Below are 25,870 nucleotides of genomic sequence, written 5' to 3'. Positions count from 1 at the left end.
AAATAACTCTAAATCAAGCCTAAGTAAAAATGAATAAAGTGATGAAAAATTTATCATCACTTTATCGTAGTGGATTTTTTGGCGCTAACTTATGTGAAATCTAATATTTTAATCAAAATTTCCCCAGATTGGGCTGTTCAAGGGATGACTTCGCTAGAGATGTTGAATACTTAAGTTGAATGCTTAAAAAGAAGAGAGTGCTTTAATGATAAAGTTAGCAATCTCATCAGATTTTGATGCAAGAGAAGCATGGCTTGCATCAAGTTCAATAATCTCTTTTGCCTTTAATCTTGCTGACATTTTTCGTTGATTTTCTGGCGCAATCATTCTGTCTTGGGTTGAAATTTGATACCACGATGGTTTATTTTTCCATGCAGGTGTTTTGATTTCATCTCCAAAAGTACTTACAAGTGGAGCTTTTTGCGCGATCGCCATTGCAATTGATTCTGATGCATCAAGATCCTGACAAAAACTTTCATGGTATTTTTCTTCTTTTACCCACAAATATCCATCACTATCAGGGAAAAGATTAGCAGCAGCTTCAGGTGGATGCTGTTGTGTAATCAATCCCGGGCTTTCAGATGTATCTGGGGCAAATGCAGCAATGTAAACTAAGCCTACGACTTTTTCATTATTGCCAGCTTCTGTAATCACAGCCCCTCCATAGGAATGTCCTACAAGTAATACTGGACCTTCAATCTGATTAATCATTTTATGGGTTCTTTCCACATCGTCAGCTAAAGACGTTAATGGAATTTCGACAGCTTTAACTTTTAAATTTTTTTGAATTAATAATGGAATCACATGTTGCCAATGTAATGAGTTTCCCCAAAAACCATGGACCAATACAATTGTAGGTTGTGTCATTTTTCTGCTCGCTTTGATGGAAAAGTATTTTTTATTTAATGACAATATCTGAGCATTTTTAGTGGATATATTGTGATTTTGTATTTTTATTAAACAATGCAAGCTTAGTGCTTGAATCATTGATTGATTTAAAAAGTATCATCTTGTTTAAAAGATATTTTTGTTTCTAACATCTTTGATTAAGAGGAGGATTAGAATGCGTTTAGCTGTTTATCCGTCATTTAATACTTTGCTTACTTTTACCTAAGCTGGACATGAATCAAAGCGATACTTTTAGTGGCTGATGCAATATGAATTTTACATCAGCCACAGCGATTAAAAACTGCTATTCGGTTGTTTTAAAAACTCAATTTCTTCAGCAGTTGAGGTTCTTCCCAAAATTTGATTACGATGTGGGTAACGTCCAAAACGGTCAATAATCAGTTTATGCTTTTTCTCGAAGTCCAAATTGATTGGATTACCCAACGTTTCAAAAAGCTGTAAAGCCTGAGCATGAATGATTTTCGATTCACTGTGCATAAATGGCATATATAAGAATGAACGTTGTTCAGGCTTTAACGCTTGATCTAATTTAAGCTGAATCGCTTCTTGTGCCAATGCAAGTGCCAAAGCATCCTGAGCAAATGCATTGGCTTGATCTCGATATAAATTACGAGAGAATTGATCTAGAACAATAATTTCAGCAAGGCGACCTTCGGCTGTTGCTCGCCATGTCCATAATTCACACTGTTTGGCTTGATCTAAGGTATGTGCAAAGCGCTCATCTAAGGTTTGATCAAATGTGTCACTTTTAGCGAACCAAAAAGGTTGCGTTTCTGCACTAAACCAAAAATCGATAATTTCTTGATAATTCATAATGTTTACAATTCTTTAATGGTGATTTTTCTATACAAACACAAATTTTTGATGTCTTGTAGTCGAACTTTGTGATAAAAACTTTTTTCGAAATAAAGTGAATAATTGATTTAAAACAACGATGGTTATACGTGTATATCGATAAATAACGTTATACTGCGCGCATCCAAATATTTTATTTTAAAAAATTCTTTAAGATAAGTGAGTAAGTATGAGTCAACCCGAAATGATTTCCCAATTTATCGTGCCAGATTGGGTGGATTCTACCTTATTCAAAGGGATGTTACGTGGCATTGAGCGGGAAAGCCTGCGTATGCAAAATAATGGCTTTTTATCACAAGCCGATCATCCGCTGTCTTTAGGTTCTGCTTTGACGCATCCGCATATCACAACAGATTATTCGGAAGCGTTGATGGAATTTATTACGCCTCCAAAAGAAAGTATTGCTGAAGCGCTAAATTTTTTAACGGATATACATGCCGTGGTACATCGCCATTTAGAAAATGGTGAAAAGCTTTGGACATTGTCTATGCCATGCATGTTGGATGAAAAAGAAGAAAATATTCGTTTGGCACAATACGGCACATCCAATATTGGTAAATTTAAAACCCTGTATCGTCATGGTTTAGGTATTCGCTACGGTCGCCGGATGCAGACGATTTCAGGCGTGCATTATAATGTCTCGTTTCCTGATGCTTTATTTGAACAATTACAACAACATGAACAAGACGATGCATTAAAAGCATTGAGTTTACAAGACTATCGAAGCCATCGTTACTTGGGTTTAATTCGTAATTTTATTCGTTTAACGCCGTTAGTGATGTATTTGGTGGGGGCGAGCCCGTCAGTATGTAAATGTTTTATGACTGGGCGTGAGCATCAGTTATTGCCATTAATCAAAGGCACTTTATTTTTACCTTATGCGACTGCATTGCGTATGGGACGTTTTGGTTATCAAAATTCTGCTCAAAAACAATTAGGCATTCACTATAACAATTTAGACAGTTATGTGGCTGAATTACAGAAAGCGGTGAATTCACCTTATGCGCAGTTTAGTCATTTGGGGCTAAACAATGCCGAAGGTGAGCCGATCCAAATCAATGATCATGTCTTACAGATTGAAAATGAATACTATAGTCTTGTTCGACCTAAGCAAGTTCCACGAGCAGGGGAAACCCCATCTCAAGCATTGGCAGATCGGGGTATTGGTTATGTTGAATTACGTGCTGTAGATGTCAATCCGTACAGCGCAATCGGGATCAATGAAGATACCGCAGGCTTCTTGGAAGTGGTTGCCTTATATTGTTTACTGCAAGACAGCCCAGATTTATGGGATGAAGAGCAAGATGTGATTGAACAAAACCAAACTGAGGTAGTCAATCGTGGACGTGCGCCGAATGCCAAAATTATTGAGGCAGGTGCTGAATATCCATTGTTAGAATGGTTACAACATCATCTCAATGCCATGCAACCGCTTGCAACTTTACTGAATCAAAGCTATTCAACCGATTTGTATCGTCAAGCGCTCAATGTGATGCAAACACGGATTGATGATGTTGATGAGACTTTATCGGCACAAGTTATTGCCGATACCATGGAGCAAGGTGGGACATGGAGTTTTGGCAGTTATATGGCAAATCAGCATATCGAAAGTTACGAACAACATGTATTAAGTCCTGAAACTTTAGCGTATTTTGAGGGTCTTACTCAAACTTCTCTCGCAGAACAACAGCAACTTGAACAAGATACAAGTATAAGTTTTGAAGATTATCTGAGTAAATTTAGATAAGGCATTGATTATATTAACGAGGAAGCTCCATGCAATGGCGTAGTTATCGCTTCGTAAGTGGTCTTTTATTTTTAGCAAGTGTGGTCGGGATGTCTTTTGCACTCTATTTAGAGCATGTGCAAGGGCTTGAACCATGTCCACTTTGTGTTTTTCAACGTATTGGGTTGATCGGTCTTGGACTGATCTCTTTAATCGCATTTTTACATCATCCTAAAAATAATGTATTGAAACGCATTTATAGTTTCTTGGGCTTAGTGACAATCTCTTGGTCAGTCGGTGTTGCTGCTCGCCATGTGTGGCTGCAAAACTTACCTAAGGATCAAGTGCCAAGTTGTGGTCCTGGTTTGGACTACTGGGTAGATACTTTGCCTTTAAAAGCTGTTTTTGAAAATGTTTTAAAAGGTTCTGGTGAGTGTGCAATGGTGGATTGGACCTTTTTAGGTCAGTCTTTACCTGTATGGTCATTATTGTTCTTTAGTGTTTTGGCACTGATTAGCTTATGGCAGTTGTTTAGAAAGTACTAAAAGCACTATAAAAAAGAGTTGGTATTGCTCAGCTCTTTTTTATGATCTTATTTCATTACAATCACAGTCAATATCGTCTTATTAACTGATGTTACGCACTTGATTGAAATTAAGTAGGTGAAAAAGAAAAAGCTAAATTTACACGACGGAGTCTTACATCCAAAGTTTAAATTTATGGAATAGCCTTCGGCTCGAGGTACTTTTGTTTTGGCAAAAGTACCCAAAACCATTGTCATTCGCAGAACTCGTTCACTATCGTCAAAATATTCAAAGTTTCGCAGAAACTTTACTTATTAGAAGGAGTTCTGCCTCAAGCAATTGCGGATGACGTTTCCGCGTATCCACATTCTTCTAACTCCAAAATTTAATTTTAGAGTTACTGCGTAACATTAGTTATTAAAATGATGAAGTCTAAAATATATTTAAGTTGTCTTGGCGCAATTGCGCTTTGGGTATCTACACCCGTTTTAGCCAAGACGCCACCACTTGCTAGTCAAGATGTATCCTGTCACTTTAAATCCGAATTTGACGACACCATCCCAGCAGATGTTTCTTATGTCAAATTTGGCGCCCAACCTTTTAAAGTGTTTAAGACCAATCCTGATTATTTTTCGAGTCATGTTGAAGACTGCCAATTACATCATGGTCGATACTATGTGTTGTCTGTATCTCAGAGCCATCCAGCAAGAACATTGGCACAGTCTTTGATTGAAGTGACACAATTCGACTTAAACGGCAAAAAAGTTGATCAGAAATTTTATAATCAAGGTTGGACCTGTGAGTTAACACAAGGCTTGATTGCAAAAAATCAAAAATTATTCATTGATACACAATGTACAGAAAAATCAAATTTTGATGAATATGGTGAAATGCTTGATCCTAAGAAAAACAAGTCCTATCGAGTCGAAATTAAATAATCTAAAAAAAAGCTGATTAAACATCAGCTTTTTTTTAGGGCTAGGCTTTTTACCTTTATGTTTCTACAATGCCCTGCATGCTTTCTAATTTAATCAAATATTTACGGATTTGTTCTTCCGCCAATTCATCATGGCGTGGGTAGAACCACTTGGCGATCTGTTCTGAAACCAAAGGGTGATATTGAATATCAAAATGGTTAAGACCATAGAACACGGCTTTGTGCGATTCTGGCAGTTTTAATTGAAAGCGTGGATTAGGGTGTTCGCCTAAAGCACTCTTTACACTGACCAAATAATCGCCAATTACTTTTAAGGTTCGATTTTTTCGATTCTCAAACTCTAAGGTGCCAGCAATTAAAAAGGTATTGATGTGTGAGGGCAGTGGCGCAGGTTTACGGTTATCGTCCATTAAACCGATACGCGCATTATTATGTTCCCAATCATCATCACGAACACTACCATAGCGCAAGTCCAAAATCCCATTACTGCGAATATTCACAACATGGCTGATGATTTTGACGATGGGGAAATGTCCAATCTTTTCTTGGATTGCAAAACCAAAGCGTTCCAACACCGCGCCATGATGCGGAGAACCAATACATACTAGGTTTTCAACCATATGAAACCATTGGTGCATATTCTGCTTGCCATAGAATAAGGCACTACGACAAACCAAACCTCCCATACTGTGTCCAATCAAATCAATACTGGTAATACGTGGATTACGTTTGATGAGGTCTTCTAACAGATTGGCTAAAGAGCGTCCATTGGCTGAAATTCTGCGCCCAGTATTGTAGTGAAAATAGAGCATGGTGTTGTTATCACGTTGTGCCAGTAATTTTTCACCAATACCGCCATTGCCACGGTTGCTCCAATCCTGATAAGTCATACACAAACCGTGTGCGAAAATCACTACACGACCAGCCAGATCACCTTGTTGTAATGCACCGTAATGATCATAAAGTACAGGTGAAAGTGCCAATGGATTATGTGTCGCCAAAAGGTAATCGCCCAGTACACCATTTAAAGCACTGACTAAAAAAGTCATATGCGCATTAAGTGGTTTATCATGTAGATTTGGGAAACGTTCAATGGTTTTACGAAGTACAGGCGCCAACAGGTGACTACCATAATTTTGTAAAGCGTTATAACCGAATTTATAGAATTTATCGACGATTGGACGTGACTGAAAACGTTTAGCTTTTTGCTTACTTAAACCAAAAATACTCAGTAACATTTCACGCTGAATCGACTGGATGAAGTCCTGAACGACACCACTAAGCGGTGTACTCACTAACTGTGCTAAGCCTTCTAATACGTCTGCCTGACTCGGAGGCGAGCGATCCCACTTACAATAGGTTTCGTGTAAAGGGGTTAAACTTGGCATTGTTATTTCCTCATCCATATTGATCTGGAACAAAGACTTTATTTTTGCTCTAGATCCATGTATAAATTCTTAGGCAATCATCTTATCTTGTTCATCCTGAACACTATTTAAAATACCGATAATTGCATTAAAGTTTTAATTTTTTGTCGGACAAGATCCCCAAACATACAAATTAAAACAATTCTGTGATTTGAGTCACATTAAAAATTAAAACATTAGTGGTGAAAAAGCAATCTATTTTCAATGAATATTATTTATTTACATGGTTTTAAAAGTAGCTCGTTGTCTATTAAAGGGCAACAACTGAATGATTACTGTCGATGCCATTCATCGCATAATGTGCATTTACCTGATTTAAATCAACATCCAAAAGATGTGTTGATGAAAATTTCAGCATATATTGAACAATGGTCAGATGTAGTCTTGGTTGGGAGCAGTCTAGGGGGCTTTTATGCGACACAGTTGGTCGCAAAATACGGTATACCCGCTGTTTTAATTAATCCAGCTATGCGACCATGGGAATTGTTTCGTCGTCTTTTTGGAACTGAGCATATGCCTTATCAGGTGACAGAACAATGGACACTGGATCATGCTCAATTGGTGTATTTGGAAGATATTGCTGTACCGTTTGTGCAAGATGCAGACAAAATAATGGTTTTATTGCAACAAGGTGATGAAGTTTTGGATTATCGTGAGGCTGAACGGTATTATAGTACAGCTCCACACACATCCTTGATCATGACAGAAATGCATGGTAATCATGCGATGGAAGATTTTGCAGATAAAATTCCCATGATTGTGGAGTTTTTATCTTACTCCGTAAAATAAAAGGAAAAACTTAAACGTGTCTCAATATACGGCTCAATCACTTGAAGTATTATCTGGCTTAGACCCTGTGCGTCGTCGTCCAGGCATGTATACAGATACCACGCGTCCAAACCATTTGGCGCAAGAAGTTATTGATAATGCGGTCGATGAGGCACTTGCAGGGCATGCCAACAAAATCACTGTCACGGTATATAAAGACGGTTCTTTATCTGTTGAAGACAATGGTCGTGGTATGCCAGTCGATATTCACCCTGAGTATGGACAAAGTGGCATCGAAATTATTCTGACCAAACTACATGCAGGTGGTAAGTTCAGTACAGACAATTATCAGTTTTCTGGCGGCTTACATGGGGTCGGGATTTCTGTGGTAAATGCCTTGTCTGATCGTGTTGAGGTTGAGGTTCAGCGCCAAGGCAATCTCTATAAAATGGCTTTTGAGCGAGGTGAACCTGTCGCACCTTTAGAAGTGTTAGAAGGTAAAGTTGCTAAACGTGCAACAGGCACAACAGTACGTTTTTGGCCTGAAGCTAAGTATTTTGATTCGCCTAAATTTGCGCTTAAAGCGTTAAAGCATAATTTAAAAGCTAAAGCTGTTTTGGCTGCAGGTTTGCAGATTAATTATATTGATCAGATCAATGACGAGAAAATCGAATGGCAATTTGAAAATGGTTTAGTCGACTATTTGATGGATGAATTGCAAGACCGTGAAATTATTCCTGAACCTGCTTTTGTTGCAACAGGCGAAGCTGAGCGTGCCAGTGCTGAATTTGCAATTTGCTGGAATATCGAAGGTGGAGAGCAGATTCAAGAAAGTTATGTCAACTTGATTCCAACAGCACAAGGCGGTACACATGTGAACGGTTTACGTTCAGGTGTTACCGATGCGATGCGTGAATTTTGTGAATTGCGTAACTTATTGCCACGTAATATGAAATTGTCAGCAGAAGATGTTTGGGATGGTGTGAATTTCATTCTCTCACTTAAATTCCAAGAACCACAATTCTCAGGTCAAACCAAAGAACGTCTTTCTAGTCGTGAAGCATCCAATATTGTCTTGAATATTGCCAAAGATGCTTTTGCCCTGTGGCTCAATCAGAATGCCGAAGTTGCCATGCAATTGGCTGAAATCGTGATTGCCAAAGCTGGTCGACGTTTAAAAGCAGCAAAGAAAGTTGAACGTAAAAAAATCGTTGCTGGACCTACACTACCTGGGAAATTATCAGATTGTGTTGGACATACACTTGAAGAATCAGAACTTTTTATTGTGGAAGGGGATTCAGCTGGCGGTTCTGCCAAACAGGCGCGTGATAAAAACTTCCAAGCCATTATGCCGATTCGTGGCAAAATCTTAAATACATGGGAAGTGTCTTCGGATGAGGTTTTAGCTTCTCAAGAAGTTCACAATATTGCGATCGCGATTGGTGTGGATCCGGGAAGTGACGATCTTTCAGAATTACGTTATGGCAAAATCTGTATTCTTGCCGATGCGGATTCTGATGGTTTACACATCGCAACATTGTTGTGTGCTTTATTCGTGAAACATTTCCCAGCAATGGTGGATGCAGGGCATTTATATGTAGCGATGCCGCCTTTGTATCGAATCGATGATGCTAAAGATGTTTATTATGCATTGGATGATGATGAGTTAGAAGCTATCTTAAAGAGAGTAAAGTCTAAGAACCCGCAGATCACCCGATTTAAAGGATTGGGAGAGATGAACGCAAGCCAATTGCGTGAAACAACTTTAGACCCAAACACTCGACGTTTGGTTCAGTTGGATTTAGATGATGCACATCATACCGCAGGCTTATTGGACAAATTACTGGCAAAAAAACGTGCCAGTGATCGCAAAGACTGGTTAGAGCAAAAAGGTAATCTCGCAGATTTAACTGTTTAAACAGCATATGCTTTGATAAAAGTTCTTGTAAAAAGATGAGGTCTAGAAGACCTCATCTTTTTTATCCGCTTTTAAATCCATATTGCCCAACCTATAGTCAAACTGCTTGATTATTCATAAGCGCTAAAGCGTGGCAATAAAAGCTTTAGATCATTCAACAATAAATTCATCGCATTGATTTTATTGATCAAGAGAGGTTCTATTTTACGGTATGAGTTTTCAACAGATTGACGATATTGACTTTTTAAAAGTACAGGAATTGTCCGTTTTTATCCTAGCTTATCACACTCAATCTGCACTCTCTTTGCTCATTTTTAAGCGGAAAAATCGCACTTAATTTGATCAGTGTGGACTTTAATCTCGCATTTTTAGATTCACTACCTCTCCTTTTCTATCCTATTGGATAGGTATTTGTAGAGCATAATTCATCCGCTTTAGAGAAAAAAATAGCACTGATAGTTTTATTAATTTTCAATATGTTATTGCTTTAAGAAAGCTATTCAAAAAAATTAAATTTTCCACTTGGCATAGAAATTGAATCCAGCCTGTTAGGTATAAACAAAATCATGCATTTAAAAATGCACCAAAAGGTTTGGAGAAAAAATCATGTTCCAACAAAAAATGTTTTCAAAAACACTGTTAGTTGCTGCAATGGTGGGGAGCATGGTATTGACGGGATGTTCAAAGCCTGCTGATAAAACTGACGCGAAACCAACTACCGCTGAAAGCAAGGCACCTGCTGCAAGTGGCGATACGATCAAAGTGGGTATTTTACATTCACTGTCAGGAACTATGGCGATCTCAGAAACTTCGCTTAAAGACACGGCATTGATGGCAATCAATGAAATCAATGCAAGCGGTGGTGTGATGGGGAAAAAACTTGAACCTGTCGTGGTTGACCCAGCATCAGATTGGCCACTATTTGCTGAGAAAGCGCGTCAGTTGATTACCCAAGATAAGGTGGCGGTGATCTTTGGATGTTGGACATCCGTTTCACGTAAGTCGGTATTACCTGTTGTTGAAGAGCTCAATGGTTTGTTGTTCTATCCTGTGCAGTATGAGGGTCAAGAGCAATCTAAAAATATTTTCTATACAGGCGCCGCACCGAATCAACAAGCGATTCCAGCGGTTGAGTATTTGATGAGTGATGAAGGTGGAAAGGCGCAACGTTTTGTTCTGTTAGGTACTGACTATGTTTATCCACGCACCACCAACAAAATCTTGCGTGCATTCTTAAAGTCTAAAGGCGTCGCCGATGCAGACATTATGGAAGAATACACACCTTTTGGTCATAGTAACTATCAAACCATTGTTGGAAATATCAAAAAATTTGCTGCGGGTAAAAAAACCGCTGTGATCTCAACCATCAATGGCGATTCCAATGTACCGTTTTATCGTGAATTGGGCAATCAGGGAATCAAAGCTTCGGATATTCCAGTGATGGCATTCTCAGTCGGAGAAGAGGAATTACGAGGTATTGATACCAAACCTTTGGTCGGGCATCTGGCATCGTGGAACTACTTCATGTCGGTGAAGAATCCAGTAAATGCAGAATTTATCAATAAAATGAAACAGTACGCAGTGGAATACAAACTACCGAATGCAAGCAAATTAGTCACCAATGATCCAATGGAAGCAACTTATGTCGGTATCCATATGTGGAAACAAGCCGTTGAAAAGGCTGGAACAACGGACGTGGATAAAGTGCGTGATGCAATGGCAGGTCAAACTTTCAAAGCACCTTCTGGTTATACATTAAGCATGGATGCCACCAATCATCACTTACATAAGCCCGTCATGATTGGGCAAATTCGCGCCGATGGGCAGTTTGATGTGGTGTATAAGAGCCCTCAACCGATCAAAGCGGAGCCGTGGAGTCCGTATATTCCTAAATAGGCATTTTACAACCCCAAAGCTTGCTGTGTTTCAGCAAGCTTAACCCATGACCAAGATCAAGCGTCATTGTATTTCAACAAGAATAGGGGGAGTTGCGTATGTCGATCAGACTAAGTTTTGCAACACTTTTTTTTATGATTTCCCAGTTGTTCCTGATTCAAACTATTTCTGCTGAATCCTCACATACAGCGCCAACGGGAGCTGCATTAACCACACAAAAAGCTGCATCTCATGATGATGCAATTCAGCAATTTGTACGCGGAGATTTCGCCAGTCGCCGTGCAATGCTCAATCAATGGCCTGCCAGTATTGAACAACTGGACCAGTTGGTTGCTTATGTTGAAAAAGATCAACTCTACACCGATAGTTCAGGCAATACTTATTTGATGAAAGAGGGGGATAAATTATTCAGTTATCCCGATGAGCAAGCAATAACGGATTGGCCGGGTGATTTAAATCAAGTGACTTTGGTCAATACCCTACACAAAGCCTTGAGCTTTGCTCAAGCAAAAATCAAATTACAGTCTACAGATGTTTCACAGCGTCTTGCCGCGATTGATATTCTAGAAAACAACTTAGATGAGCTGGATATAAAAATGATCAATCAGCTTTATCTAGATGAAAACAATAATAAAGTCAAAGCACGTTTAGCACAGCTAAAGGCCAGAATGGATTTTAATAGCCCTGATACTTTGACCAAAATTCAAGCTGCAAAAACCTTAAAAGATTCTAATCGCCCTGATGTTTTAGCCATCGTTGAACAAGCGCTGACACAACCAAACTTAAACCCAGAATTAAAATCAGTATTAGTCAGTGCACAAAGCAGTATCAAAACACGAATCCAGGTCAGTGAATGGACTGGACATGTTTTTTCAGGTTTAAGTACCGCAAGTATTTTACTGCTTGCTGCTCTTGGGCTTGCGATTACCTATGGCTTACTGGGTGTCATCAACATGGCGCATGGTGAGTTGATCATGATCGGTGCTTACACCACTTATGTGGTGCAAAGCTTTTTTAAAACACATTTAGGTGCATATCTGGATTGGTATTTGATTGCTGCCATTCCTGCGGCTTTCCTTGTTAGTGCCTTGATTGGCATGTTGATAGAACGAACCGTGATTCGCCCCTTATATGGTCGTCAACTGGAAACATTATTGGCAACTTTTGGTGTAAGTCTCATCTTGATGCAATTGGTCCGAATGATCTTTGGTGCTCAGAATGTTGAAGTATCAAATATTTCATGGCTTTCAGGCGGTATTTCAATCACACCAAGTTTAATGCTGCCATACAACCGTATTGCGATTATCGTCTTTACCATTGCTGTACTGCTGTTACTGGTCTATCTACTCAATAAAACTCGGTTTGGCTTATTTGTTCGTGCAGTCACGCAAAATCGTCAAATGGCACGGGCTGTCGGGATTCGCTCGGCACGTATCGACATGATGGCATTTGGCTTAGGTTCAGGGCTTGCAGGACTTGCAGGCTGTGCTTTGGCACAAGTAGGTAATGTTGGTCCAGATTTGGGGCAAAACTACATTATTGATGCTTTCCTTGTCGTTGTGGTTGGTGGCGTCGGGCAGGTTTGGGGAGCGGTTTTGGCGGCGCTGGGACTTGGTGTCAGTGGAACAATTCTCGAAATCGGCATGGGTGCTGTGCTGGCTAAAATTATTCTCTTGGTGCTTGTGATTTTGTTTATTCAAAAACGTCCACAAGGTTTATTTGCCATCAAAGGTCGTTTTGTGGAGTAAATATATGAAAATCACTGCATTACTTTCAGATAAACCCTACAGTGCAATCGCGATCGCAATATGCTTTGCAGTGATGTTGATTTTACCGTGGTTCCATGTACTGCCACAGGATTCAAGTCTACATCTTTCAGCGTATTGGGTCACTTTGATTGGCAAAATCATGTGCTTGGCTTTGGTCGCACTTGCATTGGATCTGGTGTGGGGTTATGCCGGCATTCTAAGTCTGGGGCATGGGCTTTACTTTGCTTTGGGCGGATATGCTTTTGGTATGTACTTGATGCGAGAGTCGGCAGGGGATCAACTTCCCGATTTTATGCGGTTTCTCAGTTGGACTGAATTGCCTTGGTATTGGGTTGGGACTCAACATTTTGTTTGGGCCTTGGTGTTGGTTGTTTTAGTCCCGGGTGTAATTGCCTTTATTTTCGGATTTTTTGCTTTCCGTTCCAAAATCAAAGGGGTGTATTTTTCAATTATTACCCAAGCCATGACCTTTGCAGCAGCATTGTTATTTTTCCGCAATGAGACAGGGTTTGGTGGCAACAATGGTTTTACTGGTTTCAAAACGATTCTCGGAATGGATATTACCTCCGCTTCTATGCGAGCTAGCTTATGCTTCCTGACGGCTGTGGTATTACTCCTGAGTTTTATAGGTTTACGCAGTTTAATGAATAAACCTTATGGTCGAGTACTGGGTGCGATTCGTGACAGTGAAAACCGTTTGCAATATCTAGGTTATCGAACACTTTGGTATAAATTGTCTGCATGGGTCATTTCAGCAGTTATTGCTGGAATTGCAGGTGCATTGTATGTACCGCAAGCAGGCATTATTAATCCAAGCGAAATGAACCCTGTCAATTCAATTGAAATGGCAGTCTGGGTTGCCGCAGGTGGACGGGGTACTCTGATTGGTCCGATTCTCGGTGCAGGATTAATTAATGGGGTAAAAACCTATTTTACAGTTGCCTATCCAGAAGCATGGTTATTGATTCTAGGTGCATTGTTTATTGTTGTGACTATTTTCCTCCCGAAAGGTGTGATCGGATTATTTGAACGCTTTAAAAAAGGAGATCACTAATGTCAGCGCTCTTATCAGATTTAGGTTTAAATGCTCAACATGGTGGTCAAATTGGTGAAGGTTACGGTCGCCCTAAAGCCGAAGGCGCCGATTTTAGCCATGGTATTGCACTGTATTTAGAAAAAGTCAGTGTGTGGTTTGATTCCTTTCGTGCCTTAAATGATTTGTCTCTTTATATTGAAGAAGGTGAATTACGCTGCATCATTGGTCCAAATGGTGCTGGCAAAACCACCTTGATGGATGTCATCACAGGCAAAACACGTCCAACAGAGGGTTCGGCTTTTTTTGGTCAAAACTATGATTTAGCCAAAATGAGTACCGAGCAAATTGCTGAAGCTGGGATTGGTCGTAAGTTTCAAAAACCGACTGTATTTGAAAATTTTACGGTCATGGAAAATCTGCTCCTTGCTGCACCTAAAGATAAAACGGTGAAAAAAAGTTTCTTCAGCAAACTAAGCCCTGATGCACAGTTGGCATTAGATGAATCTTTGCAGCAAATTCGTTTACAAGAGTTTATTCAAAAGCCAGCAGGTTTATTGTCACATGGGCAAAAGCAGTGGCTTGAAATCGGGATGCTATTAATGCAACGCCCAAAACTGATTCTGCTAGATGAGCCTGTTGCAGGTATGACCGATGCAGAAACTGAACGTACTGCTGAATTATGTTTGGAGTTAAAAAAGAATCATACTTTGTTGGTGGTTGAACACGATATGAGCTTTATCGATACCATCAGTGAAAAAGTCACCGTGCTTGCACAAGGTGCAATACTCGCCGAAGGCACATTGGCAGAAGTTCAGGCGAATGAAGACGTGATTGAAAAGTATTTAGGGCGCTAAGGGGGGACGTATTATGTTGGAAGTTAAAAACATCAATCAATTTTATGGCGGAAGTCATATTCTCCGTGATGTTAGCCTCAATGCGCCAATCGGTGAATGCTCGGTGGTTTTGGGCAGAAATGGTGTAGGAAAAACCACCTTATTAAAATGTTTGATGGGGATCTTACCAATTAAGTCAGGACAGATTCTTCTAGATGGTCAAGATATTGCCAAAATGAATCCTGAACAACGGGTGAGAGCAGGGTTGGCTTATGTTCCACAAGGGCGGGATATTTTTTCTACACTGACTGTGGAGGAAAATATTTTGATCGGCATGGCAAAATTTTCTGGCGCAAAAACCCGTAAAGTTCCTGAGCACTTATATGAAATTTTTCCAGTTCTCGATGAAATGAAACATCGCCGTGGAGGCGATTTATCAGGAGGACAGCAACAACAATTAGCCATTGCACGTGCTTTGGCTTCCGAACCTAAAGTGTTGATCTTAGATGAGCCTACGGAAGGTATTCAACCCTCAATTATCAAAGACATTGGACGAGTGATTCGAAAATTAGCGGATCGTGGAGAAATGGCGATTGTATTGGTCGAGCAATTTTATGATTTTGCTGAGGAGCTGGCGGATAATTATACGGTGATGGCACGTGGTCAGGTGGTGGCACAAGGTATTGGGGAAGAAATGCCTGAAAAGGGGATTCGAGATTTAGTTGCCATTTAACAAAATCTAGAAAACATTTTCCCCACCTCCCTAAGTGAAGAGAGGTGGGGATTAAACCCTATATTATCGAGGTTCAACTTTCTGATAATAGCCCGTTGATGAAACATTCATCCCAAAGCCACAATCGGTCTGTTCAGTTAATTGTTCCACTTCAATAAAATTTCCTAAAGACGGGCTATAAGTAAAATTGATGGCAATTCGACAATTTTTATAACGATAGCTTGCTTTCTTCGCTTGAAGTGGCATTTCTGTTTCAAACTCACCAATATTAGGACCATAAATTAGGCTTCGAGGTCCCATCCATAAACCAGTGAATTCGATGTGATATTTCTGATCACGCTTTTTAACATTAACCCGATTCCACTCACCAAAACCAGCATAACTGACATATTCTCCGGTAAAGTCACTATTTGCTTGAGGGACTGCTAACTTTTTTAAATTAAATTGACTGGTTTTTGTGGGTTTAATTTGAAACCATGCTCTTGCCCATAAGGGTTGATTGAGTTTGCTATAGGTTAAACCCACATTATTATTGGCAATGTCGATGTCATTGTCTGAAACTTGGATGCCAGTTTCTTCTTGACCAACCGACTGACAAAAATCGCTCCAAGATGCTTGCTTTTGAAACTGATCAAGTGCTTTTTTATAATTTTTCTGGTCGTAAAATTTTTGTCCTAATTTACGATATTGACTAAGTTTGGCACACCCTTGTTTGACATTTGGGTCAACATAATCAGCAGCGTAGCTTGATGTATGCAGGATCAGAGCCAATGGTGCCAGTAGGCTGATTATAATTTTATTCATAAATGCTCGGAAAGTAGGCAATATTATTCATTGTTATACAACAGATTTTGGAAAAGCCAAAAACAAAATGTGTGATTTTTCATCTTGAATTAACATCCAATTCTAATCAAGCGCTTTGACTATAGAGATATATTTAGTTTGCAAGAAACTTATTTTTTAATTTCACCCGCTTAATGCTTCATCAAAATTAAGTTGCATCCACACCAAATCACGCCACATGCCAAATTTCTGACCAACCTGAGGCATATAGCCAGTTTGGATGAATCCGAGTTGTTGATGTAGATAGATTGATGCTGCATTTTCGTGATCGATTGCAGCAACCATGACATGTATGCCTTGTTGTTGCGCATGTTCAATGAGTTTGATCATCAGGCGTTTACCCAGTCCTTGCCGTGCATAGCTTGGATCAATATAAACAGAATGCTCTACAGTTTGTTTATAGCCATTGATTGCTCTGAAACTTGCATAATCGGCATAACCTGCAATCGCGTGAGTAGAGGTTTCTTCTGCCACAAACACGGGGAATCGATTTTGTTCCAGTTCTAAAAACCATTGTTGATAATCTTCTAAGGTTTTTAATTGACTATTCCAAGTGGCTAGACCTGTTTTAATTTCTTGATTATAAATATGCATGATCTCAGTCAGGTCTGAGGTTTTCGCAGGGCGGATCTGAAAATTCATGAATCTTAGGTCAGAGGCAAATTTGTCTGTTTATTTTAGAAAGATTTATTTTTAAGGGCAATAAAAAAGCAAGGTTGAAACCTTGCTTTTTCATCTATCTATTCAATATCAATTAAAAGTGATATTTCACAAGTGCACTGACGTTATTTTCATCTTTGCCAGGAACGCCATATTTGTTATGCCATACAGAATGTTCAACACCAAGATATAGGCGAGTATCTGGAGAAATGTGTTTACCAGCGTTCCATTTCCATTGTGTTGTCCAGTTTAATTCACTTGAGTGAGCAACTTGATCTTTTTCTGCAGTTGACCAATCTAGGAAACCATCTACTAAGAATTCTTCAGAAGCAATTTTGAATGGAATTCCATAAGTGAATGTCAATTGATAGTCATCTTCTTGGATTTCGTTATTGGCACGGTAGAAGTTTAATTGTGCATATTGGAAATATGGAATCGCTAAATCTACGCCAACACCATAGAGGTAGTTGTTCATATCTTTACCACCTTCCCAAGTGGTTGCGATCAATACATCTTTAATTGGACCAAGTTCAAGTTTTTTCCCTGAAACTGCACCTAAACTGAGGCGTGGTGAAACTTCAAAATAAGTGTCTGATTGACCACCACTGTTAGTACGGTCTGCAAATGCAAAAAAATCGCCGTATTTTAGCTTTGCTGCATACTCAAACGTGATTGTAGATTGTTTTTCATCTGGCGTTAATTCATAGTTTTCACCATAAAGACCGGTAATACTAAAATCTTGCCAAACTGGCGCAGCTTGAGCCATAGTTGTAGTTGAAGCGATTGCACAAATCGCAGCGAGATGTGTAAGTTTCATGAAAAATCTTTCCCCCAAGAAAAGCGCTTCAAGGATACAGATTCCGCGATAAAAATAAAGCTAAAAATAGATGGAATGTAAATAAATATGTAAACATCAAGTAGGGAAGTGTGTTGAAAAAGTGAATCTAAAAATAAATTAGAAAATGAACTTTTATATTCACGTAATCATCATCCTTTTATATAGAGTTGATTGATTTACTCAGGATTAATGCTAAAAAATTTAAAAAAATCATTAAATTATAAAGTAAAGTAACAAGATGTCATTTTTCATATTGTTTTCATAAAAAAGTTAAAAATCCGCTTGCATATTTTTCAATATAGCCTGATATTGAAGATATAAGAACACCTATCTGCAGATCATTAAAAGTGTTCATCTTTGCAATAGAGGAGTTAAGGTTCCAATTTATTGAAGGTGAAAAGCTGTTTTAAACAGTAGGCTTTGAATGAGCCAAAAATATAAGTTTTGCACTGTTTTAGATGAAAAAAGAGGTTTTTTTATGAATATTGAAATCCGTACAGATAAAAATATTAGAAATAGTGATCGTTTAATTACTTATGTACGCGACGAGCTAAATCAAGAATTCCAACGTCATAGTGAGCGTATTACCCAATTTTCAGTTCATATCAGTGATGAAAATGGGGACAAAGGTGGGGATGATGATATTCAATGCATGATCGAAGTGAAAGCAGCAGGTCTAAAACCGGTGGTGGTAAAACATCGAGCTAAAAATATAGATATCTCATTACATGGTGCGATCGATCGCGTAAAACGTAGTTTAGAGCATGTTTTGGAGAAAACTGAAAATCCACGTGGTGGTAAGTTAGAACTTGCAGATGCGGATGAAGCATGAGTAGAAAAAAGGCCTTAGGGCCTTTTTTTATGAATCAAAACAAAAAATGCGATGCACTTTGTCATAAGTTAACAATAAATGCCATTTAAACCAAAAAAATGAAGTATTAAATTTTTTCAAAGCTATTTTTAAAATATTCGTCATAATGTTGATAGGAATAGAATAGTGAGATCAAAATGTTATCAGCACAACAACAAGTCTTTATACAGGCTTTAGAAGATTTAGACCTTGCTCAAGTGAAACGTTTGCTCGCAGATGGGTTTGACCCTAACTTTATGGAGCCAGAAAAAGGTCCAGCAGTATCTATCTGGTCAGATGGATTATTTAAATGGTGGGAAAAAATCTGTGATGCTTATGAAGCAGGGCAGCCCCTAAGTGCGGAACAAAAAGCTCAAGATTTACAACCACATTTAGACATTTTAAATGCTTTGATTGATGCTAAAGCAAATTTTTATTTGTGGGATGCAGAAGAGTGTTATGGTCCTTTATGGGATGCAGCAAGCGCAGCGTGTGTGCCGGTAATTCAAAAGCTGTTAGATCATAAAGTTGATCCTAATACCAAAGATGATGAAGGTAAAACCATTTTGTCATCGATCAGTGATTTGTTTTTTGATTGTGAATTTGATCAAATAGATTGGTCTCAGGCTTTACCTGAAGAGAAAGAATCTTTAGAGTTACTACGTAGTCGCGGTGCGAAAATGTCCAAAGAATTACCTTAAATTTTGAGTCTTCATATGGCAATTTTAAATAGAATCACATTAGCCCTTGCTTCGAGCCTAAGTATAAGCGCAATGGCAGCAGAATTTTCTTTTGATCGTCCTGGATCAGGTTTTGGAACAGGAATTACTCCAGTAGGTCAGTTGGCTTGGGAGCAAGGTTTACCAACTGCAACCTACACTGAAACCCGAGTAGATGGCGCAAAAGCAAAAACTGTAACCCTCAATGGCGATATGCTACTTCGTACAGGTTTAACCTCAAGTATGGAATTGCAGTTAGGTTGGCAAGGTCCAGCTTGGACACAAACCAAGTATAGAGGCGTTAAAGACGATGACTCCGGTTTGGGTGATGTTTCTATTGGGATTAAAAAAGCCATTGATTTAAAAGATGATAAGTTGTCTATGGCGATCTTGGCAAAAGCATTGATTGCAACGGGCAATGAAGGTTTTTCTGAAGAAGACGATATTTACAGTATTGGAACATCTTTAGCTTACCAGTATAACGATTTGGTTAATACGGGTATCACTATGGACTATGCGGTGCAAGATGGTCATTGGTCAGTCACAGCTATTCCTACAGTAGGCTATAAAATTGCAGGCAATCTTTCAGGTTTTTCTGAATTCGTTTATTCAAAAACTGAAAGCAAAAATTATGAATATGGTCTAGGTTCAGGTTTGATCTATGCTGTGAATGAACGCACTCAGCTTGATGGTAGTGTCGGTGTTGATTTAAACGGTCGCGATCGTAGCTATAAAGCAGGTTTTGGTATTTCCTATTTATTCTAAACCAGACCGTTCAGAAAAAAGGAGCAGTTAAACTGCTCCTTTTTTTGTTGCTGAGTTTTTATGCTTTTAGATAGGCAAAAACTTGGTTATGCTCTTTTTAAAATGTAAATAAATAGAGGAGGATAAAAATGTTAGAACTCTTTATTGGTGATAAAAACTATTCAACTTGGTCTATGCGTCCTTGGCTTGTGATTCAACATTTTAACATTCCGTTCAAGGAGCGTTTAATCCCATTTGATCACTTCGACATGGACAGTCAATTTAAACAAAGTATTTTAAAAATTAATCCTACAGGCAAAGTGCCTGCTCTGGTTGATGATGGCTTTTTAATTTGGGACTCCTTGGCGATTTGTGAATATCTTGCTGAGAAGTTTCCTGAAAAACAGTTATGGCCACAAGAGATCAAACAGCGCGCACGGGCTCGGTCGATGTCTGCGGAGATGCACAGTAGCTTTACTGCGCTACGCAGTACATGTGGTATGAATATTGATGCGGATTTAAAAGATATTGGTTTAAAACTTTGGCAAGATCATCCAGCGCTACAGCAAGATGTGCATCGTATTGTACAACTGTGGTCGGAACGTCCACAGTTGGATGGTTTCTTATGTGGGGAGAGTTTTAGTATTGTGGATGCATTTTATGCGCCAGTAGTGATGCGTTTTATGACCTATGGAATTCCTGTAACAGACAACAGTGAACGCTATATTCAAAAAATGTTGACTATACCAGCGGTGCAACAATGGATTGCTGAAGCGCGGGCTGAGTTTAGATTTGTGGCATGTGAAGAACAATATCGAACATTGTCTGACTAAATACCAAAGTTAAGCGATTTCATTGATCGGCGCGTGATACAAGTGCACTTGATTACGCCCAGATTGTTTTGCGCGATATAATGCTTTGTCTGCCAGATGAATAATTTTACTGATATTGTCATCATCTATAGAGGTGGCAATCCCGAAACTTGCAGTCAGTTGCACATAATGATGATCAAGTGACTCAATGACTTGATTTTGGATCGCCAATCGACAACGTTCAGCAAATGCTTGAGCGCTGTCCAATGTGGTGTCAGGTAAAGCAATAATAAATTCTTCTCCACCATACCGCGCCACGATATCGGAATGGCGAATTTGTGAAGAGAGCAGTTTGGCAACTTGACATAATGCTTCATCACCAAAGTGGTGCCCATATAAGTCATTGATATCTTTAAAATGATCAATATCAATTAAAATAATGGCATAGTGGGTTTTTTTGCTTTGCATTGCATCGAGTTTTTCATTAAAAAAACGACGATTATATAAATTGGTGAGTGGATCCGTTTCGCTGAGTTTTTTGATTAAAGACTCTCTATGTCGCCACTGTGACAATAAAATTTCACATAAAATTAAACACGCCATTAAAATGGGAACAATAAAATATACCATCGTTCCTACCCAGAACAGATTGTCATGACGATTATTCTCTAATATGCGTATGCTAAAGATGGGTGCATAAGGAATGATGTGCCAATAAGTAAATAACATCATTGAAATATAAATCACTAGTGCCGTGATGAGTTGAATATATATAATTTTTCGATTAAATAAAATGAGCCCTACACCTGAAATACACACGAATGCAAATATCGTTGCAGGGCTATAAATTCCGACTAAAAAACCATCAGTGAGCATTAACATAATAAAAATACTGATGACGATATGGGGCAAGATGGTGTTCGCCCATGTTTTATGTTGGAAAAAATGACAAAATAGGATCAGTAAAAAAAGCAGTAGTGTTGAACCAAGATTGACCATCAACTGCAATTGAATCAAGCTGATATTGACCCATTGCCAAGTTTCTGGGGTTAAAAGGATAAAAACTTTCCATGCAATCCAGAAAAGATGCAGCGCCATAGTGAGGATGAGAATCAGAATACACTTATGCAAACTGCTCCAATTCATAATGATGTTTGAATCAAATTGTGTTTTCAGTTTTTTAAAAAAAAGATTAATGCCTAAATTTGATTCTGCCATCCATATTTATTCCTCTATTTTGTTAGTCAGTCATCATTGTATATTGATCATATTTTCTAAATTATAATGACTAAAATCTAGGTTAACAAAACATTATTATGCATGATTTGTTAAAAATTTTTTATAAAACACATACATTAAAAACAGTGTTTCGATGATTTAAAAACCTTTTGTTAAGATCGAACTCCTGTACTTGAATAAAATTGATGGCGATTGGTTTTTGCCATGTAGAGTGCTTCATCAGCCTGTTGTAAGACTGTACTGCTCATACTGTCTCGTCCCGAGACGGAAACACCACAACTGGTTTTAAGTGACAGGACTTTGTTGTTAATTTTAAACTCATGATTGTTAATCAAATCTGTTAAACGCAATGCAATTTGTTGCGCCTGCGTTTGATTGACATCACTTAAAATTAAAATAAATTCGGATTCACTATAGCGACCGATCAAGTCTGTTTCACGGATATTTTGTGATAGTTCATTAGCAATCGCAGCCAAAGCTTTATTTGCTGTCTTTAAATTATATTGAGTTTTAATCGTATTTAAATTATCGACGCTCAGCAAAATAATCCCATAATAAGATTCACTTTGTGGGTGCAATTCTTTTAAATAGCTATTAATGGCAAATTGGTTATATATGCCTGTTTGTGAGTCAATTTCTAAATCATGATTGACTTGGTTTTTGTGAATAAGCTTGGCAATAAAAGAGTGTTTCAACACTTGATTGAATAATGAGTGAATTTTACGCCGTCTTTCAGAATAAATTTTATTACGCATCATTTAATCCATCCGTGCTTGGATTTTTATTGTGTGATTCTGAGAATGTAGCAATTTATTCAGCCAAACTCAAATTTAAGTTGATGTAAATAATTGATGAATATAAACATAATTTATAAAAGGGTGACTAATTTTGCAGTAAAATTTAACAATATATTCAAACCATCTGATTATTGATACGAGTAATTTGATTTCAATCATGCATATTCAATATATTTCAGGCTTTTATAAAAATTATTAGAAGCGTTTAGAGATTCATTTAATTTTGTATTTTTGAATCATAGATGGTCTTTCTATCGAGAGAAGGCATGGATATCGCGATGTTGTGTGGGGGATATAAAAAAAACAAAGCACTGCTTTGTTTGCAGCGCAAGAATATGGTTAAACAAAAAATGGTTGAGCAATGAGTATCATTACCTACGCAAATCTATTTAAACTCTAAATATAAAGCATGGCAATGAAAACTTTAAATTATTCAAAAATATATTCATCGCATTGATTGTATTGATCAATAGAAATCATTTTTTTACTGTATACATTTTTAAGCAGATTGACGATAAAAATAGTGTTGAAGCTATTTGAATAAGACTTAAATTTCGTGATTGATATAAATAAAAAACAACAGTGAATTCTGCATATTCTCTGTTGTTTTTGGTCTGAGGCAGTGTTTTTAAGGGTTAATCGTGATCAATTTTATGTGCAAATTCTGCGAGATCTGCTAAAGATTGCTTCGCTTCCTCAAACCATGGGCTAAACATCTGAAAATTGTGCCACATGCCGGTATAGAGTTTGTAATTAACCTGAACATTTGCTTCTTTGGCTTTTTCTTCAAAACGTTGTGCATCCGAAAGCAAAATTTCTTTGGAACCAATTTGTACAAGTGTTGGAGGAAGACCTTCAAAATCGCCAAAAATTGGGGATAGCGCTGGCAAAGAACGATCTAGATGTTTCGGAACATAAAAATCAATGCCAGATTCAAGCGCTTCTATAGACAGCAGTGCATCATGCTTTTGGTTATAACGCAAAGACTCTCCTGTGAGCGTTAAGTCTAGAAATGGAGACATCAGGATTAATGCGCTTGGAAGTTGTTGTTTATTTTCTACTTTAATTCTTAACGCTAATGCCAGAGCTAAATTTGCACCACAAGAATCACCTGAAATGATGATGTCTTTGGGTTGAATGCCTTGATCCAAAAGTTGTTGATAAACATCATAAATGGCGTCACCCGCTTCAGGGAACTTATTCTCAGGTGCGAGAGGATAATCCAGATGTAGCACTTGCATTTGTGTTCGTGCTGCAACTTCGGAAAGAAAAGCACGATGCGTTTTAAGCGATCCTACAAAAAAAGCGCCACCATGGATATGTAGAATCATTTGAGTTGATTGTGCTTGAGGTTTGATCTCTTCTGCTCGAATCCCTGCAATCCGCAAAGGACGTATTTGTACATCTTTACGTTGCGGGAAAACGCGTGCAAGTTGTTCTATCGCAAAGCGCGCTGTAGCTGGAGGAAGATTAAAGCGACTTGGAAATTTGAAGCTGGATTTAAGAATAGATTCTGTAAGATATTGTTTCAGGGCTGAGTTCATCTTCACGTTTATTCCATATTGTTAAATTTTCGACTTTATTTTTGTTGATTTACCAACATTTGTTACAAGGGTACACTATATAGTCACATAGAAGAATTGCTTAATTGACGCAAGTTTTTGATACTATAGATTGTCAATTAGACTAGGGAAAACAAAACAATGAAAAAAATTGTACTCGCATTAGGCGTATTATCGGCAACAGTTCTTGCAAACGCTGCAGATCCACTCAATGGAACAGTTTGGAAAACAATTGATGATACGACGAAACAACCAAAGGCAATTGTAAAATTCACTGAACAAAAAAATGGAACATTGACGGCAACGATCCAAAGTGTTTTAACACCAGGTGAGGAAAACTCGTGCAGCAAATGTGAAGGACCTTATCACAATAAATCATTGAAAGGCGTGACCATTGTTCACGGACTACAAAATGTCGGTGGTAAGAGTTATGACAATGGTACGATTCTTGATCCTAAAAATGGCAAAACCTATAAACTGAAAGGCGAACTCGCTGGGAATCAATTAAAGTTACGTGGCTATATGGGCATCTCGGCTTTAGGTCGTAACCAAACATGGGTACGTGCAAACTAAGACGGACGTTTCTATCATCTAAAAAAGCCTGATCAATCGATCAGGCTTTTTTATAGTTTAGCGTAGAACGTTTATACAGCAGTTTTTAAGGCTCTAATTTGGTCTTCATCATAACCCACTACAAATTGACCATTCTGTTCAATCACAGGACGCTTAATTAAACTGGTATGGGTTGTGAGTGCATCAATTAAATTTTGATCACTGGATAAGGCAAGCTGTTGCTCTTGTTCACTGAGTTTTTTCCATGTTGTTCCCTTTTTATTCAGCACCACATCTTTTCCTAAGCGATCGAGCCATAACTGAACCGTATCTTTGTCGATACCTTGCTTCTTATAATCATGAAACTCATAACTCAATCCAAGTGTTGTGAGCAAATCAAAAGCTTTCTTCATTGAGTTACAATTTTTGATCCCGTAAATTTTCAACATGTCTTAACCTAATTTACAATTGTGTGATTTAACTGAAAGAGTAACAAAATTGTCGATCTAGACTGTATAGAATAGATAAAATATTTTAAAACAGGGGTGTTCTGTCATAAAAAATTAATATAGTAGGATTAATCTTTTAATTAAGTTGGCATGAGATCGACTGAGATAAAGGATTTTTAAAATAACTCAAAAGCAAAAATAAAAAAGAGAAAACCCGCATCTAATCATCCTGATTATGCGGGTCTCATTACAACGTCCAATGTCACATCCTTGCAAAATAAATATTCAACATATTTATTTCTTTTCGTCCTACGGCGTCCTATCCCTTTGCTGTCATCCTGACAATGTCCCTGTGCCGTGGAAGGTATAATGCGCTTATTGCAGTGAAGAAAATATACGATAACACGACAAATTTTGTAGGTTTTTACCGCATATTCAGTGCACAATTGTAAACTTATTGAGTGGATTTTGAAG

25 protein-coding genes are annotated in these 25,870 nt (G+C 38.2%); 15 read left to right on the top strand and 10 right to left on the bottom strand.

Going from position 1 to position 25,870, the window contains the following annotated elements; translation table 11 throughout:
- Positions 1-183: 183 nt before the first annotated feature.
- Positions 184-867 (bottom strand): alpha/beta hydrolase, encoded by a 684-nt coding sequence (locus AAV97_RS11750; protein ID WP_009585396.1) that lies wholly within the window; start codon positions 865-867, stop codon positions 184-186.
- Positions 868-1,182: 315 nt separating this feature from the next.
- A complete protein-coding gene (locus AAV97_RS11745; protein ID WP_046760648.1) occupies positions 1,183-1,722 on the bottom strand; it encodes a DUF924 family protein in 540 nt (179 codons plus the stop codon).
- Between the two features lie 211 nt (positions 1,723-1,933).
- On the opposite strand from AAV97_RS11745, the gene gshA reads away from it, so the two are divergent.
- The 3 genes from gshA (at position 1,934) to AAV97_RS11730 (ending at position 4,952) form a co-directional block, all read left to right on the top strand.
- Positions 1,934-3,511 (top strand): glutamate--cysteine ligase, encoded by a 1,578-nt coding sequence (gene gshA, locus AAV97_RS11740; protein ID WP_046760647.1) that lies wholly within the window; start codon positions 1,934-1,936, stop codon positions 3,509-3,511.
- A gap of 29 nt (positions 3,512-3,540) precedes the next feature.
- On the top strand, positions 3,541-4,035 hold the full coding sequence (locus AAV97_RS11735) for a disulfide bond formation protein B (protein WP_042087820.1): 495 nt from the start codon (positions 3,541-3,543) through the stop codon (positions 4,033-4,035).
- Positions 4,036-4,436: 401 nt separating this feature from the next.
- Entirely contained in the window at positions 4,437-4,952 is a 516-nt protein-coding gene (locus tag AAV97_RS11730; RefSeq protein ID WP_227604775.1) for a hypothetical protein, read from the top strand.
- A 55-nt stretch (positions 4,953-5,007) separates the two neighbouring features.
- On the opposite strand, the gene AAV97_RS11725 is transcribed toward AAV97_RS11730, so the two are convergent.
- Positions 5,008-6,339 (bottom strand): alpha/beta hydrolase, encoded by a 1,332-nt coding sequence (locus tag AAV97_RS11725; RefSeq protein ID WP_004826023.1) that lies wholly within the window; start codon positions 6,337-6,339, stop codon positions 5,008-5,010.
- Between the two features lie 243 nt (positions 6,340-6,582).
- Between AAV97_RS11725 and AAV97_RS11720 the strand changes: the two genes are divergently transcribed.
- From AAV97_RS11720 to urtE, 7 genes are all read left to right on the top strand, one after another.
- Entirely contained in the window at positions 6,583-7,167 is a 585-nt protein-coding gene (locus tag AAV97_RS11720; RefSeq protein WP_009585495.1) for a YqiA/YcfP family alpha/beta fold hydrolase, read from the top strand.
- Between the two features lie 16 nt (positions 7,168-7,183).
- Positions 7,184-9,064, top strand: coding sequence for a DNA topoisomerase IV subunit B (gene parE, locus AAV97_RS11715; protein WP_046760646.1), 1,881 nt, complete (start codon positions 7,184-7,186; stop codon positions 9,062-9,064).
- Between the two features lie 606 nt (positions 9,065-9,670).
- On the top strand, positions 9,671-10,960 hold the full coding sequence (gene urtA, locus AAV97_RS11710) for an urea ABC transporter substrate-binding protein (RefSeq protein ID WP_046760645.1): 1,290 nt from the start codon (positions 9,671-9,673) through the stop codon (positions 10,958-10,960).
- A 98-nt stretch (positions 10,961-11,058) separates the two neighbouring features.
- A complete protein-coding gene (urtB, locus tag AAV97_RS11705; protein WP_009585466.1) occupies positions 11,059-12,708 on the top strand; it encodes an urea ABC transporter permease subunit UrtB in 1,650 nt (549 codons plus the stop codon).
- 4 nt (positions 12,709-12,712) lie between these two features.
- A complete protein-coding gene (urtC, locus tag AAV97_RS11700) occupies positions 12,713-13,783 on the top strand; it encodes an urea ABC transporter permease subunit UrtC (RefSeq protein ID WP_005035138.1) in 1,071 nt (356 codons plus the stop codon).
- The gene (urtD, locus tag AAV97_RS11695; RefSeq protein WP_004826035.1) at positions 13,783-14,619 is read left to right on the top strand and encodes an urea ABC transporter ATP-binding protein UrtD; all 837 of its coding nucleotides are present in this window, start codon (positions 13,783-13,785) and stop codon (positions 14,617-14,619) included. The genes urtC and urtD overlap by 1 nt, the downstream gene beginning before the upstream one ends.
- A gap of 13 nt (positions 14,620-14,632) precedes the next feature.
- Positions 14,633-15,331, top strand: coding sequence for an urea ABC transporter ATP-binding subunit UrtE (urtE, locus tag AAV97_RS11690; RefSeq protein WP_005035141.1), 699 nt, complete (start codon positions 14,633-14,635; stop codon positions 15,329-15,331).
- Positions 15,332-15,394: 63 nt separating this feature from the next.
- Here urtE and AAV97_RS11685 read toward each other — a convergent pair whose 3' ends face one another.
- The 3 genes from AAV97_RS11685 to AAV97_RS11675 form a co-directional block, all read right to left on the bottom strand.
- A complete protein-coding gene (locus tag AAV97_RS11685; protein ID WP_046760644.1) occupies positions 15,395-16,135 on the bottom strand; it encodes a hypothetical protein in 741 nt (246 codons plus the stop codon).
- 162 nt (positions 16,136-16,297) lie between these two features.
- Positions 16,298-16,816 carry a GNAT family N-acetyltransferase gene (locus AAV97_RS11680; RefSeq protein ID WP_009585467.1) on the bottom strand — a complete coding sequence of 173 codons (519 nt, stop codon included), beginning with the start codon at positions 16,814-16,816 and terminating at the stop codon, positions 16,298-16,300.
- A 112-nt stretch (positions 16,817-16,928) separates the two neighbouring features.
- Positions 16,929-17,651 (bottom strand): outer membrane protein OmpK, encoded by a 723-nt coding sequence (locus tag AAV97_RS11675; protein WP_046760643.1) that lies wholly within the window; start codon positions 17,649-17,651, stop codon positions 16,929-16,931.
- 499 nt (positions 17,652-18,150) lie between these two features.
- Here AAV97_RS11675 and AAV97_RS11670 point away from each other — a divergent pair, with 499 nt between their 5' ends.
- From AAV97_RS11670 to AAV97_RS11655, 4 genes are all read left to right on the top strand, one after another.
- A complete protein-coding gene (locus AAV97_RS11670; RefSeq protein WP_046760660.1) occupies positions 18,151-18,504 on the top strand; it encodes an HPF/RaiA family ribosome-associated protein in 354 nt (117 codons plus the stop codon).
- A 176-nt stretch (positions 18,505-18,680) separates the two neighbouring features.
- The gene (locus tag AAV97_RS11665; protein WP_005035149.1) at positions 18,681-19,223 is read left to right on the top strand and encodes an ankyrin repeat domain-containing protein; all 543 of its coding nucleotides are present in this window, start codon (positions 18,681-18,683) and stop codon (positions 19,221-19,223) included.
- 15 nt (positions 19,224-19,238) lie between these two features.
- Positions 19,239-20,006, top strand: coding sequence for a transporter (locus AAV97_RS11660; protein ID WP_009585528.1), 768 nt, complete (start codon positions 19,239-19,241; stop codon positions 20,004-20,006).
- 128 nt (positions 20,007-20,134) lie between these two features.
- Positions 20,135-20,818, top strand: a complete 684-nt coding sequence (locus AAV97_RS11655; protein ID WP_046760642.1) for a glutathione S-transferase family protein — start codon at positions 20,135-20,137, stop codon at positions 20,816-20,818.
- Between the two features lie 9 nt (positions 20,819-20,827).
- Here the strand turns inward: AAV97_RS11655 and AAV97_RS11650 are convergent, their stop codons facing one another.
- From AAV97_RS11650 to AAV97_RS11640, 3 genes are all read right to left on the bottom strand, one after another.
- Positions 20,828-22,015 (bottom strand): GGDEF domain-containing protein, encoded by a 1,188-nt coding sequence (locus AAV97_RS11650; protein ID WP_046760641.1) that lies wholly within the window; start codon positions 22,013-22,015, stop codon positions 20,828-20,830.
- 173 nt (positions 22,016-22,188) lie between these two features.
- A complete protein-coding gene (locus tag AAV97_RS11645; RefSeq protein WP_046760640.1) occupies positions 22,189-22,794 on the bottom strand; it encodes a GGDEF domain-containing protein in 606 nt (201 codons plus the stop codon).
- A gap of 674 nt (positions 22,795-23,468) precedes the next feature.
- Positions 23,469-24,377 (bottom strand): alpha/beta hydrolase, encoded by a 909-nt coding sequence (locus AAV97_RS11640; RefSeq protein ID WP_046760639.1) that lies wholly within the window; start codon positions 24,375-24,377, stop codon positions 23,469-23,471.
- 159 nt (positions 24,378-24,536) lie between these two features.
- Between AAV97_RS11640 and AAV97_RS11635 the strand changes: the two genes are divergently transcribed.
- A complete protein-coding gene (locus tag AAV97_RS11635) occupies positions 24,537-24,968 on the top strand; it encodes a DUF2147 domain-containing protein (protein WP_004826060.1) in 432 nt (143 codons plus the stop codon).
- A gap of 71 nt (positions 24,969-25,039) precedes the next feature.
- Here AAV97_RS11635 and AAV97_RS11630 read toward each other — a convergent pair whose 3' ends face one another.
- On the bottom strand, positions 25,040-25,396 hold the full coding sequence (locus AAV97_RS11630) for a Spx/MgsR family RNA polymerase-binding regulatory protein (RefSeq protein WP_004826062.1): 357 nt from the start codon (positions 25,394-25,396) through the stop codon (positions 25,040-25,042).
- Between the last annotated feature and the right edge of the window lie 474 nt (positions 25,397-25,870).

The sequence above is a fragment of the Acinetobacter sp. Ag2 genome (genome assembly GCF_001005515.1).
In the GTDB taxonomy this organism is placed as follows: domain Bacteria; phylum Pseudomonadota; class Gammaproteobacteria; order Pseudomonadales; family Moraxellaceae; genus Acinetobacter; species Acinetobacter bereziniae.
This window is presented reverse-complemented; position numbering and strand designations above follow the sequence as displayed.